The following is a 13093-nucleotide window of genomic DNA, read 5'->3' as shown; positions in this document are numbered from 1 at the left end:
CTACCTAACCCGAATCCTCATGGAACATAAGCCACAGACCGACATCGCCACACTCGGTGAGTTCGGTCTCATACACCACCTGACAAAAGAGGCCCCCTTGCGCAACAGCTCCTCGCTCAAAGGCGTGGGCGACGACGCCGCCGTGCTCGACTACGACAAGAAACGCGTATTGGTCACCACCGACCTCCTGCTCGAAGGCATACACTTCGACCTCACCTACGTCCCCCTCAAACACCTCGGATACAAATCGGCCGTGGTCAACTTCTCCGACATCTACGCCATGAACGGCCAGCCCCGACAGATTACCGTGTCGCTGGGCATCTCCAAGCGATTCTCGGTCGAAGACCTGGAAGAGTTGTATGCCGGAATCCGCCTGGCCTGCGACATCTACGGCGTCGACCTCGTCGGCGGCGACACCTCGGCCTCGATGACCGGCCTCACCATCAGCATCACCTGCATCGGAGAAGGAGATGAGGGCAAAATCGTGTACCGCAACGGAGCCAGGGAAAACGACCTCATCTGCGTGAGCGGAGACCTCGGCGCCGCCTACATGGGGCTGCAACTGCTCGAACGCGAAAAAAAAATCTTTGCGGGAGAACAAGACTTCACCCCCGCATTCGAAGGCAAAGAGTACATTCTCGAACGCCAACTCAAACCCGAAGCCCGGAAAGACATCATCGCCGAACTGGCCAAACGCAACATCGTGCCCACGGCCATGATGGACATCTCCGACGGGCTCTCCTCGGAGCTGCTCCACATCTGCCGGCAGAGCCACACCGGTTGCCGCATCTACGAAGAGCGCATACCCATCGACTACCAGACAGCCGTCATGGCCGAAGAGTTCAACATGAGCCTCGTCACCGCCGCCCTCAACGGAGGGGAAGACTATGAGCTCCTCTTCACCGTCCCGCTCGGCTGCCACGACGACGTAGCCGCCATTCCCGGCGTGCACATCATCGGACACATCACCGCTCCGTCGCTGGGGCTCTACATGATTACCCGCGACGGCAACGAAATAGAGCTCCGCGCACAAGGCTGGAACTCCCTCTCCGACGAAAACACCGACTCAAACAAGAACATCGAAACCGAAAACTAATTCCCATACCCGTGAAGACCATTCTTTCCCTACGGACACAAGCGGCCAAAGGTTTCATCGGGGGACTCGCCCTGCTGCTCTTCTCGGCCTGCACCCCGCAGTACACCGTCACCGTCAAATGCGATGCCACCAGCAACGGCAAACAGGCATTTATCATCGACCTTACGACCGAAAAGCCCATGGACAGCGTCGTCGTAAGCAATGACAAAGCCATCTTCAAAGGGAGATGCAACGACGCCAAGCTCTGCCAGCTCTTTGTCGACTCCCCATATGGCGAAAGCGCCGTCTTCATTCTCGAAGGGGGAAATATCACCATCGACCCTCCAAACTGGACCGTTGCGGGAACCCCGCAAAATGACTCCCTGCAAAGTTTCTACTCCGACGTCAAGGAAATACAAGAAAAATTCTTTGCCCGCCATCAGGCCCTGGCCGAAAGCGGCACCGGCACAGAAGAACAAGACATTGCCCTGCAAAAAGAGATGATGGAGGCTTTCGGCACCATCTCGGCCCATTACGTCGAAGCCATGCCGGGCAGTCGCGTAGCCACCTACGCATTGGCCAACTGGCTCAACATGCTGGTCGGCGGCGACGAATTTGACAAAACCGCGGCTCTCGTCACCAGCGACGACCTCAAATACCCGATGATAGCACGCTGCATCGATGAGAACAAAAAATTGAATGCGACCAAAGTCGGCTCGATGTTTACAGACTTCACCATCATCAACGGCAACATCGACGGGACGTCGGTCTCCCTCTCCGACTATGTGGGCAAAGGCAAATATGTGCTGGTCGATTTCTGGGCATCGTGGTGCGGCCCGTGCCGTGCCGAGACACCCAACCTGAAAGCGATTTACAAGCAATTTGCCGGTGAAAACTTCGAAATCGTGAGTGTCGCCGTATGGGATAAACGCGACGATACGCTCAAAGCCATCGAAGAGGAACAGTTGCCGTGGCCGCAAATCATCGACGCGGGACAGATACCGACCAACCTCTACGGCATCAGCGGCATACCCCAAATCATGCTCTTCGGGCCCGACGGCACCATTCTTGCCCGCGACCTGCGCGGCGATAGCATGAAACAATTCATCGCCTCCACCCTGGAAAAGTAACCCAATGAATAACACCGAGAGGGTATGGATCCCTAAACAGAGCCGCCCTCTCCTCAAAAAAAACATCATCACATCATGAAAAAAGCTCTATTTATCTTTGCCTCGGCACTACTGCTCACAGCATGCAGCAAACCTTATCGGGTCGCTGTCGACTACGAAAACGTCGCGGACAACACCCCCATCGTCCTGCTCAACTACTTCACCAATGAAGTCGTCGACAGCACTGTCTTTACCGACGGGAAAGCCCTGTTCGAGGGTGAAATCAGTAAAAGCTACGTCGCCCAGGCCAACTATGGCGACGGCAAATCGGCCATTCTCATCATTGAACCGGGAGAGATAAGACTCTCGATCAACCCGGTATTCAACATCATTTATGAGACCAGCGGCACCGAGCAAAACGATTCCCTCATCAACATAAAGGCCCGCGACATCTCGTTGCAATTTTCGACCACATTCCAAATCCTTGCCCTCGACGCCAAAAAACCCGACTTCGAAAAAACACGCGACGGCATCAGCGCAGCTTGCAACGACACCTTGCGCATGATTTACAAAGAAGCCGCCCTGGAATATGCCGGGACCTCCGTGGGAGATTATTGCGCCTCTGAATGGCTGAGTTACGCCATAGGCACCGACGAATTTGACGAGGCTCTGAGCCATGTTCCCGCCAGCATCAAGGAAAGTGCCGTCATACAAAAATCGGTAAACGTAAATAACGGCATGAAAGCCAACCGTCCCGGCAGCCGCTTCATCGACTTCACCATCGAGAACGGCAATATCGACGGTACCCCCGTTTCGCTCTCCGACTATGTGGGCAAAGGCAAATATGTCCTGGTCGATTTCTGGGCATCGTGGTGCGCTCCCTGCCGTGGCGGCATACCCGGCATCAAAGAGCTCTACAAAGAATATGGAGGAGAGAACTTCGAGGTTGTGAGTGTTGCCGTATGGGATAAACGGGAAGCCACCCTCAAAGCACTGGAAGAAGAACAGATGCCTTGGCCGCAAATCATCGACGCACAAGACATTCCGGCCAACATCTATGGCTTCACCGGCATTCCGCAAGTAATCCTTTTCTCACCCGAAGGCAACATCATCGCCCGCGACCTGCACGGGAAAGCCATCGACGAAGCCGTAGAAAAAGCCTTGGGCAAATAATCACCCCCTACAATTCCGACAACACACTCATTATTAACAATGCGAATCGCCCGGTTTCAATCTCGGGCGATTCTTTCGACCCATATTATGAACGCACTTTTAGGATTAGCCATTGTAAGCATGACATTGGCCCTTGTCTTTTATTCCATCGGCACATGGGGTGAACGCATCGAAAAACGTTTACGCCTGTGGCACATCGTTTTCTTCTTGCTGGGACTATGTGCCGACTCCTTCGGCACAGCCCTGATGACCGAGATGAACGACCCGGTAAACAAAGATGTATTACACGGCATTACCGGAGCCGCCGCACTCTTTCTCATGGCGGTACACGCCTTGTGGGCCATTCTCACCTATTGGAAAGGTAGCATGAAGGCAAAACGCAATTTCAGCAAATTCAGCGTTTTCGTGTGGGCCTTTTGGCTCATACCCTATGTCCTCGGCATCATTTTGGGCATGAGATAGCCGCATGAAACGACAAGGAACAAAGTTCCCGTTAGAAACCAAGAGAGGCGACCTTTCACAAGGCCGCCTCTCCCTTTGGAAAGGGGATTCCTTTCCGCTTATCACGACAGTATGGTAATTATTTCTTTATCGAGAAACTATATATAATCTTTCCTTCGGCGTTTATCATATACAACGTCAAAGTATCATCGTCGGCCGAGACAACCGAAAATCCGGCATCGGAACTGCAAAAGAGCGTCCCCTCGGTGGGCTTGACATCACGCGCCAGCGAACCCGACGAATTGACCACATACTGCACCTCACTGCCGGCAGGACGTATGTGCTGGAAATTGTGTATATGGCCACACAGGTAGAGGTCTACGCCGTAGGCATCGAGCAGCGGTTTGATGCGCTCCTGCATATCGCGGCGCTCCGACTCGTCTTTGTAGGTATCGGCAAAGACCGGGTGATGACCCATCACGATTTTCCATTTGGCCGTGCTGTTTTTCAGCGTTTTCTCTATCCAGTCGAGTTGCTTTTTCATGTTTTGCTTCCCGGCATCGGCATACTTCTCACTGTCTTCGCGATACTTGTCGATGAGGGGGGTGGTATCGATAAAGACAAGGAGCATCTTTTCGTTGTCGCCGGCTTCCTGCTCAATGGCGTAGTAACGACCCTCGGTCGACCAGCGACGGCTCACCTTGGTGTAATCGAGAACAGCCTGGGTATTACCACGATATTCGTGGTTGCCGAGTATGGCATACCAGTCAATCATCAATTCGGGGTGTGCATAGATGAGTTCGTAGTTGGTGAGCCACAACGGGTCGTCGACCGAAGCCACGCCCTCAAAGTGATGCACGTCACCCAAAGCGGCGACAAACTCAATGTCGACATTTTCGGCCAACTGCCCCATGAGCTCGGCAATGGGTTTCTGTTCGTAATAGCCGTTGCGGCCGAGGTCATTGGCGACGATGAACGAGTGGGCCTCTTCGCTTATGGCAGGTACTTCGACCGAGGTCTGAGCCACAGCGGCGCCGGCAAAGCAGGCCGACAGCAAAAGGGCATAAAACAGATGTTTGATTTTCATAAGACGGTTTTTCAAGTGAATGATGGTTATTTACTTCCGAAAGCGCCGAAGAAGGCCGAGGGGGCGGGCGAAACAAAGGTCGTCTGCGAATAGATACCTTCGAGACCCTCGAAGGTCAGGCCATTGGCATAATGGCGGGTAAACGAGGTGTTACCGCCGGTGAGAGCCGGTGAACCTGCTGCGAGGTGGAAATCCCAGGCATCGTTCCACTCTTGGGGTGCGCCGGCCTCATTGGCACCGACATTGATGTTAATGTCGCTTTGGCGGGTAAAGTTCACAAAGAGCGGGTCTTTGTCGCCGGCCGTGGCGCTCATGATGTCATTGGCACCATTGAGAATACCTTCACTCTCATCGGCTTGCATCTGTTCCACGCCTTCGGCGGTCGAGGCAAAATAGTAGTTGGGCGTAATCACGCACTTCTCGTCTTCAAAAGCCTCGGTATCGTGTTTCAGACCCCAGCGGCAGTCGTAAATCATGTTGTTGTACATCTCGGCATAGATACCCTCTTCGAGCCATATTGAACCACCTTTTTTCTTGGGACGACGCCAGCCGCTGTTCACAATCGTATTGTTGTAGCAATAGAGATGCGACTGTACGTTGGTAAATCCCGAGTTGGAGAGTTTGAATCCGTTGGTATTGGCATCGTAGATGAGGTTATAGGCAATATCGGCCTTGCACTCCGACTTGTAGTTGATGGCTTCGCCACCCTCTTCACCGTTGCAGATGAAATAGTTGTTGGAAACAATCGACTCACCGCCGGTGATGTAAATCTGGTCTTCGGCGTTGTTGCGGAACACACAGTTCTGAATCAACATCTTACCATCGGGGTTGCAGAAGTGTACAGCCGGTACACCCTCGCCGGTCTCTGTCTTGAAGAGCTGATTGCGGAACGAGAGCGAGTTTTCGGTCGTCAATGCCCCTCCATACTCGACAACGGTATGGAGCAATACCAGTTCGGGACAATCATATCCGCAGATGATGCCGCCCCAGTTGCGGGAGAAGCGGTTCCCCTTCGACGAGGCTTCAACGGTGAAGGTAACGGGATTCTCTTCGGTACCCAGGCAGTACATGCTGCCGAGGACGACGATTTCGGGTTTCACCTCGGTATTGGCCGCTATCACGGTCGCACCTTCTTCGACAACAAGCACCTGGCCTTCGTCTACGAGGAAGTGGTCGGTAAGGGTTACCGTGGTGTCTTTGGGCCAGACGATAACATTGCCGGGCAGGCTGTTGGATCCGGAATCGATGCCGTCGTTGTTCTTGTCCTCCTCGGAGCACGCGGTTGCAAAGATAGTGGTTGCGGCAAAAAACATTGCCATGATTTTTGTCAGTTTCATGTCTTTAAAAAAATTGGTTTTGGAAAAATTTCTATTTTGAAAATGGATTTGTCATCACAGTTTATAGCGCACGCCCACCATGAATCCTATGCCGGAGTAGTTATCCCGAATAAGGGTTCGGTCCTGGCCCTGCGACGGGAAGTCGTAGTTATAGGCATTGGTGGTCTTGATGTAGCGTTTGTAATGGGTGTTGAGCAGATTGGTCGCCTTGGCGTAAAGCGAGAACTTACCCAGCTTTTTCTCGACCGAAGCATCGAGTGAGAAGACGGGACTGTCCCAGTAGTCGGCCTCGTAATAGTGCGACACGACGGCCATCTTCTCACCGGTGTAGGAGAAGGAGAGTTGGGCGTCCCACCCTTTCTCGGCATTCTTATAAAGGAGCGAGAGGTTGGCCACATGCGGAGCCTGGCCTACGAGCGGGCGGGTCTGGTCGACCGAGAGGCGTTGGAGCGAACCGCTCTCACGCGAATAGAGTGTCTTGGGGGTGGTAATCTGCGAATGGGTGTAGGTGTAGTTGGCCTTGATGCCGATGTAGCGGAAATATTTGATGACATCGACCTCGACACCCACGTTGCGGGCGTTACCCAGGTTGGCCGGGCCGTAACCGAACTGCCGGTTGTTGACCGAGTAATAGGCATACTCGATAGGGTCCTGTATGTTCTTGTAGAAAACGCCCACCATCACCTGGTCGGTAACCGAGGGGAACCACTCCCAACGCAGGTCGACATTGTCGATGCGGGCCCGTTTCAGGTCTTTGTTTCCGAACTCAGTGTAGTCTTCGTTGATAATCGAATAGGGAACGACTTCGAAGAAACCGGGACGGTTTACCGACCGGAAGTAGGAGAGGCGCAGGTTCATCGCCTCGACGGGCGAATATTTGAGGTGGAGCGACGGCAGGAAATCCCAATACACCTGACCGCCGTCGGGGTCGTCCTTGTAGTTGGGGTAATACATGTGGTAGCCTTGGTCGGTGTGCTCGGCGCGGAGGCCGGCAATGACGTTCCACACATCGTCGCCGAGACGATACATGAGATAGGCCGCGCCGATGCGCTCATGGGCATCGTAATCGAGCGGACCCACACTACCTTGCGAAGCCTGCAACTTCCACACAATGTCGGTGACGGCAGAGAAGTCACTCCCCTGATATTGCTGGCCGTCGGGGGTAAAAAGGTACGACACATAATCGTTGGTGCGGCGTTTGTCGCGGTAGAGCCCGCCCCACTTCAACGACATCGGAGCGAAAGCCTCATCGTGTTTCCATTCGAAGTTGGCAGCTGCCGAGAGGTCACGGTCGCTGTTGCTCTCCCAGCGGCGCTCCATGTGGTCGGCACGCACCTTGTCGACGTAGTTGTTGCGGTCGTTTTCGAGCACGACATAGGTGCGGTCGGGGGCATCGTTGGTGGCGTTGGCCCACACGAGCGACCAGTCGGCCTCGACACCACGACCCAGCCGGTGGTCGCCTTGCAGGGTGAACGAGACGATGTTCTGCCGTTCAAAAACCGAACGGGTCTCCCACTCTTCGAGCGAATTGCCCTTCTCGGGAGCATAGTTGAGCGAGAGGTCGGTAATCTTGCTGTCGCGCACCCCCATTGAGTTGTTGCCCACATACACGCCATAGAGCGAGAAAGTATTGTACTTGTTGAGGCGGAAATCGCTTTTCAGGTGCAAGGCATACTGCATCTTCATCTCGGAGTAGAAGCGCTCCCGCATTGACGAGAGACGCACCGTCGACTCGCTCTGCGGCATGTTGTCTTCGAAGAAGAGCGACTCGGTGCCGCGGTTGAAATTCTGGAAACTGCCCGAGAGCACGATACCCAGCCGGTCGTCGAAGTAACGGTCGCCCCACGAGAGGCCAAACGTCACATCGGGCAGCGCGGCACGCTGCTTGTAACTCATCGTGCCCTGCTCAAAGTCGGCGGGTGTGGCGTGATACTCCTTGCCGAAGGTCTCGCGCGGCGAAGCCATCATCACCCCGCCGCGGTCGAAGGTCATAAACCGATTGTTGAAAAACAGCGAGTTGTAACCCACCGAGGCATTGATGTTGAAGAGTCGCGACGAGGGAGCCTCTTTCATGATGAGGTTTACCACACCACCGGTGGCATCGCCTTCCATGTCGGGCGTGAGCGACTTGGTCACTTCGAGACGGTCGAGCATCTCGCTGGGGAAAATATCAAGAGCGATGTAACGGTCCTTGTTCTCGGGGCTGGGTATCTTCACGCCATTGACCAGCGTGTAGTTGTAGCGTTTGTCCATACCGCGTAACACGGCATACTGGCCTTCGCCCGAGCTCTCGCGCTCCATCGTCACACCCGAGATGCGTTGCAACACATTGGCCACCGTCACATCGGGTGAAATCTCGATGCTGCGGGCGCTCATCACATTCATCACCGTAGGAGCGTTCCGCTCGATGTAACGGGCGCCCATGTCGGTCGCCCGGTCATACTTGGCCTCGACCACCACCTCGTTGAGGCTGTGGCTTTGGGGTTCGAGTTCGATTCTTATATTCTCTGTCTCGGGAGAAACCACATACTCGCCCTCGTTATATCCCAAATAACGAGCCACAAGGGTCATTTTCATGTCTTGGGGAAGGTCTTTCAACTGGAAAGTCCCGTCGAGACCGGCAGCCGTACCCATCGACGGCCTCTCTTTCACGACAACCGTCGCGCCGATAAGCACATCGCCCGTGTGTTTGTCTATCACGACTCCGCTCAACGTATAGGCCGAAGCCATGCGTGAGAAAGCCACAAAAACAAGGAGAATTGATAAAATAACTTTTGCCTTGATCATACTGTCGTTTTGGATAATTATTTTGACAGCGCAAAAGTACCGGGCCCTTATTACAAGGGAATAACAAGCCTGTTATAGAACAGTAACAATTATGTTAAGAAACAATTACAAAAGGGGAATAAAGAAAGCAGCAAACAATCGACAACCATTTATAAACAAGAACAATACAACGACTGCGCCATAATGCGGCCGGTTCAGAACAAGCACATCTGCCTGTAACACGGCTCTTTTCCAAGCGGAAAGAGATAGAGTTCACTCGCCGTGTTGCGCGGCAGAGGCGCCAACTGCACGTCACGGCCCACGGCGATGTTGCTTTGCAGGAGGCGCGCCTCGATGGTGCGGCAGGCCAGTTCGGGCGTATTGTTCTCGCGGCTAAGGTGGCACAAGAAAACATATTCGAGCCCGGGGTGGTAATGGGTGGCGAGAAACTCGGCCGTATCGTTGTTGCACAAGTGTCCCGAGCGGGAAACGATGCGCTTCTTCAAATAATAGGGATAAGGCCCCTGCTGCAACATCTCCCTGTCGTAATTGGCTTCGAGCACAAGGCAGTGAGCCTGTTGCAAATAGGCCGCCACACTGTCGGGAATGTACCCCAGGTCGGTGGCAAAGACAAAACAACGGCCGCAGACCTCGACGCGATAGCCGACATTGTCGGTACCGTCGTGAGGCACCTCGAAGGCGGTAACGGTGAAGTCGCGTATCGTGAACGGGTTCTCTTTGAGAATGGGACGACCCACGGAATAGATTTTCTGCGTCATGGCATAGCAGCGGTTCATGCCGTTGAGAATCGTCTGCGTCGTGTAGACGGGAATGCCGCACTTCTCGCCCACATAACCCGCCCCCCTGATGTGGTCGGCATGGTCGTGGGTGATGCACACCGCGACAATCGACTCGAAGGCGATGCCGTTGGCCGCCAGCGACTTCTTTATCTGCCGCGCCGAAATGCCCGCATCGATGAGAATACCGTAAGTGTCGGTACCCAGATAATAACAGTTTCCGCTGCTACCGCTCGACAGGCTCAAAAATCGTATCGTCATGTTTCTTCTCCAAAAGCAAATCTTGTACGCCTTGAAAATGGCACCCTTCTTTTTCCGACAGGCAATTCTTACCTGAGGTGTTTACTTCATACCTCCGGAGCGAACCGCACTCGGGAATCTTTCAAGCAAGAGCGTCACTTATACAATAAAAATATACAAGGCGTTTTAGGTAATACGGGTTTGTGACGGGCCCACTCGGCGAGTGTGAGTGTGCGTATCGACTCCTCGGCCGTGGTGATGCCCAAGGCTATGCACAGGCGCGTCTGCGGACGGCAATAGCGCAGGCAGTCGTCGACCATCTTGTCGTTGCGATAGGGGGTCTCGATGAAAATCTGTGTCTCGTTCTCGTTGTAGATGCGCTGTTCGAGACGCTTCATGGCCTTGGCCCGCTCTCCACCGTCGATGGGCAGATAACCGTGGAAGGCAAAACTCTGCCCGTTGAATCCCGACGCCATGAGCGACAAGAGTATCGACGAGGGTCCCACCAGCGGCACCACCTTATAGCCTTTGCGTTGTGCAACGGCCACCACGTCGGCACCGGGGTCGGCCACCGCAGGACAGCCGGCCTCGGAAATCACCCCCACGGGCAACCCTTGGGCCAAAGGGGCGAGAAAACCGGCCACCGCCTCGGGCGGCGTGTGGCGGTCGAGGGTGTAAAAGGTTATGGCGTCGATGTCGGTCGCCGGGTCGCAACGTTTCAAGAAACGCCGCGCCGAACGCACGTTCTCCACCACAAAATGGCGTATTCCCGACGTCACTTCGCGATTATAGGCCGGCAAGACGCGGTCATGCGGGGTGTCTCCCAAAGTGACGGGTATGAGATATAGAGCTGCTTCGAGCATAGCTTACGGTTGTGTTTTTGCAGAAATCGGACTTGAAAGAGACGGAGATGCAGAACCGATTCTGCCGAATAGAGCACCTCTTTTCAAAATTTCTCGGCAAAAATAGTTAATTTTGCCCAAACATAGAATCATTCCCACAAGAAATGGATTTACCTGCCGAGTTTTCTACCCGTATGCGCCGCCTGTTGGGTGACGAATATATCGATTTTGAAGCCGCCCTCTCCACCGAACCGCAGACCAGCTTGCGCCTCAACCCGGCCAAATGCGACCGGCAGCCCGACTATCGCCCGGTGCCGTGGTGCCGCAACGCCTATTACCTCGATACCCGACCGGCCTTTACCTTCGACCCCCGGTTGCATGGCGGCCTCTACTATGTGCAGGAGGCCTCCTCGATGTTCCTCGACCATGTGCTGCGCCGCTTTGTCGACCGTCCCGTGCGCTATCTCGACCTGTGCGCGGCTCCCGGAGGGAAAAGCACGCTCGCCCTTGCAGCCCTGCCGGCCGGCAGTCTGGCGGTATGCAACGAAGTGGTGCGCCCCCGCACCCATATATTGGCCGAGAACCTTATCAAGTGGGGATATGACAATACCATCGTAACCCGCAACTCGGCGGCCGACTTCGGAAAACTGACCCACTATTTCGACGTCATACTGGTCGACGCGCCCTGTTCGGGCGAAGGCATGTTCCGCAAAGACCCGCAGGCCATAGCCGAATGGTCGCCCGCGCAAGTGGGACTCTGCGCCGACCGCCAGCGCGAAATCCTCACCGATGTGTGGGACGCCCTGCGCCCCGGCGGACTGCTCATATACAGCACCTGCACCTACAACCGCGAGGAAAACGAAGACATCGTACACTTCTTGTGCGAGCGGTTCGGAGCCACCCCGCTCGACGCGTCGCCCTCCGAGGCATGGCACATTCGCCCCTCGCTCGACACCGACCTGCCCGCCTACCGGTTCATGCCCCACTACACCCGCGGCGAAGGGCTTTTCATGGCCGTGCTGCGCAAACCGGGGTACGAAGAGGAGTGCCAACGCGACGAATGGTTGCCGCGCACCTCCCGCAAAGGGGGCAAAAGCAAGAATCCGCGCCAGCCCGGCAAAGGCAACCCGGCTTCTTGGCGCACATGGCTCGCCGCACCCGACGACTACACCTTCGACATCGGCGACACCACGGTCACCGCACTGCCTTCGGCCTATGCCACCGACCACGCCTTCTTCGCCACCCACTTCGAAGTCGTGCATCGCGGCATACCGGTAGCCTCCCTCAAAGGACGTGATTGGCAGCCCCACCACGCCCTCGCCCTCTCGACCGGACTCGCACCCGACGCCTTCGAGCCGCTCCCGCTCTCCCTCGTCGATGCCATCACCTATCTGCGTCGCGAAGCACCGGCCGTCGTGCCCGACTCCCATCACCGCGGTACCCGGCTTGTCGTCTACGAAGGCTCTCCGCTGGGGTGGTGCAACCATCTCGGCAACCGCATCAACAACCTCTACCCCACGGAGTGGCGCATACGCAGCGGCTATCTTCCCGACGACCTCTACCTACCCACCTGGTAAAAACCGCCTGCCGAGACAACCGGGCGGCCCTCTCCTCCTCACCCGACCGCCCGAAGCCCGACCCAGGGCATAAAAATTTAAGGAGATAAACGACAATTATCTTAATTATTTGATTATATTTGCAAGAAGTCGGGGAACGGTTTTTCCCGACCGAGAAACAAACACGCTTTTTCAAACCCATAAAAAACCAGCATCATGATTTTAAATTCATTGAAAGACTCCGCCTCGATAGAGTCGCTGCACCCGCTTTTCAAAAAAGCTTTTGACTATATCAAAGCCACCGATTTCAGCACCGTACCCGCCGGCAAAATCGTCCTCGACGGCGACAAACTCTACATCTCGGTAGCCGAGCCCACCGGCAAGACCAAAGAAACGGCCCGCATGGAAACCCATGACAAATACATCGACATACAGATGCCGCTGACCGCCGTCGAGACCATGGGCTGGAAAGCCACCAACGAACTGAAAGAGCCCACCGCACCCTACAACCCCGAGAAAGACATCACCTTCTTTGCCGACAAACCCACAACCTACGTCGACGTGCAACCGGGCGAATTTGCCATCTTCTTCCCCGAAGACGGCCATGCCCCCGGCATTGCCGAAGGCAACTTCCGCAAGGTCATCGTCAAAGTAAAAATCTAACATTATT

11 protein-coding genes are annotated in these 13093 nt (G+C 55.0%); 6 read left to right on the top strand and 5 right to left on the bottom strand.

Going from position 1 to position 13093, the window contains the following annotated elements; all coding sequences use genetic code 11:
* Window positions 1–19: 19 nt before the first annotated feature.
* From thiL to IAD09_08325, 4 genes are all read left to right on the top strand, one after another.
* Window positions 20–1096, top strand: a complete 1077-nt coding sequence (thiL, locus tag IAD09_08340; GenBank protein ID HIT82227.1) for a thiamine-phosphate kinase — start codon at window positions 20–22, stop codon at window positions 1094–1096.
* An 11-nt stretch (window positions 1097–1107) separates the two neighbouring features.
* The gene (locus IAD09_08335) at window positions 1108–2205 is read left to right on the top strand and encodes an AhpC/TSA family protein (GenBank protein HIT82226.1); all 1098 of its coding nucleotides are present in this window, start codon (window positions 1108–1110) and stop codon (window positions 2203–2205) included.
* A gap of 75 nt (window positions 2206–2280) precedes the next feature.
* On the top strand, window positions 2281–3357 hold the full coding sequence (locus tag IAD09_08330) for an AhpC/TSA family protein (protein ID HIT82225.1): 1077 nt from the start codon (window positions 2281–2283) through the stop codon (window positions 3355–3357).
* Between the two features lie 87 nt (window positions 3358–3444).
* The gene (locus IAD09_08325) at window positions 3445–3819 is read left to right on the top strand and encodes a TIGR03987 family protein (GenBank protein HIT82224.1); all 375 of its coding nucleotides are present in this window, start codon (window positions 3445–3447) and stop codon (window positions 3817–3819) included.
* 118 nt (window positions 3820–3937) lie between these two features.
* On the opposite strand, the gene IAD09_08320 is transcribed toward IAD09_08325, so the two are convergent.
* From IAD09_08320 to IAD09_08300, 5 genes are all read right to left on the bottom strand, one after another.
* A complete protein-coding gene (locus tag IAD09_08320; GenBank protein ID HIT82223.1) occupies window positions 3938–4885 on the bottom strand; it encodes a metallophosphoesterase in 948 nt (315 codons plus the stop codon).
* A 26-nt stretch (window positions 4886–4911) separates the two neighbouring features.
* Window positions 4912–6222, bottom strand: a complete 1311-nt coding sequence (locus IAD09_08315) for a right-handed parallel beta-helix repeat-containing protein (protein ID HIT82222.1) — start codon at window positions 6220–6222, stop codon at window positions 4912–4914.
* A 54-nt stretch (window positions 6223–6276) separates the two neighbouring features.
* Window positions 6277–9009: a TonB-dependent receptor gene (locus IAD09_08310; GenBank protein HIT82221.1), complete on the bottom strand. Its 2733-nt coding sequence runs from the start codon at window positions 9007–9009 to the stop codon at window positions 6277–6279.
* A 194-nt stretch (window positions 9010–9203) separates the two neighbouring features.
* Window positions 9204–10046 (bottom strand): MBL fold metallo-hydrolase, encoded by an 843-nt coding sequence (locus tag IAD09_08305; protein ID HIT82220.1) that lies wholly within the window; start codon window positions 10044–10046, stop codon window positions 9204–9206.
* Window positions 10047–10180: 134 nt separating this feature from the next.
* On the bottom strand, window positions 10181–10888 hold the full coding sequence (locus tag IAD09_08300) for an SAM-dependent methyltransferase (protein HIT82219.1): 708 nt from the start codon (window positions 10886–10888) through the stop codon (window positions 10181–10183).
* Window positions 10889–11031: 143 nt separating this feature from the next.
* On the opposite strand from IAD09_08300, the gene IAD09_08295 reads away from it, so the two are divergent.
* Both IAD09_08295 and IAD09_08290 read left to right on the top strand, forming a co-directional pair.
* Window positions 11032–12444, top strand: coding sequence for an rRNA cytosine-C5-methyltransferase (locus IAD09_08295; protein ID HIT82218.1), 1413 nt, complete (start codon window positions 11032–11034; stop codon window positions 12442–12444).
* A 195-nt stretch (window positions 12445–12639) separates the two neighbouring features.
* Window positions 12640–13086 carry a YhcH/YjgK/YiaL family protein gene (locus tag IAD09_08290; protein HIT82217.1) on the top strand — a complete coding sequence of 149 codons (447 nt, stop codon included), beginning with the start codon at window positions 12640–12642 and terminating at the stop codon, window positions 13084–13086.
* The last annotated feature ends 7 nt before the right edge of the window (window positions 13087–13093 follow it).

It is taken from the genome of Candidatus Caccoplasma merdavium (assembly GCA_018715595.1).
GTDB classification, from domain to species: Bacteria; Bacteroidota; Bacteroidia; order Bacteroidales; family UBA11471; genus Caccoplasma; species Caccoplasma merdavium.
Note: the sequence above shows the minus strand (reverse complement) of the source record. Positions and strands in the feature narration are given on the sequence as shown.

Coding starts and splice junctions, on each gene's coding strand:
- IAD09_08320 (HIT82223.1), bottom strand. CDS start 4,885: ATGAAAATCAAACATCTGTTTTATGCCCTTTTGCTGTCGGCCTGCTTT.
- IAD09_08300 (HIT82219.1), bottom strand. CDS start 10,888: ATGCTCGAAGCAGCTCTATATCTCATACCCGTCACTTTGGGAGACACC.
- IAD09_08310 (HIT82221.1), bottom strand. CDS start 9,009: ATGATCAAGGCAAAAGTTATTTTATCAATTCTCCTTGTTTTTGTGGCT.
- IAD09_08325 (HIT82224.1), top strand. CDS start 3,445: ATGAACGCACTTTTAGGATTAGCCATTGTAAGCATGACATTGGCCCTT.
- IAD09_08315 (HIT82222.1), bottom strand. CDS start 6,222: ATGAAACTGACAAAAATCATGGCAATGTTTTTTGCCGCAACCACTATC.
- IAD09_08290 (HIT82217.1), top strand. CDS start 12,640: ATGATTTTAAATTCATTGAAAGACTCCGCCTCGATAGAGTCGCTGCAC.
- thiL (HIT82227.1), top strand. CDS start 20: ATGGAACATAAGCCACAGACCGACATCGCCACACTCGGTGAGTTCGGT.
- IAD09_08330 (HIT82225.1), top strand. CDS start 2,281: ATGAAAAAAGCTCTATTTATCTTTGCCTCGGCACTACTGCTCACAGCA.
- IAD09_08305 (HIT82220.1), bottom strand. CDS start 10,046: ATGACGATACGATTTTTGAGCCTGTCGAGCGGTAGCAGCGGAAACTGT.
- IAD09_08295 (HIT82218.1), top strand. CDS start 11,032: ATGGATTTACCTGCCGAGTTTTCTACCCGTATGCGCCGCCTGTTGGGT.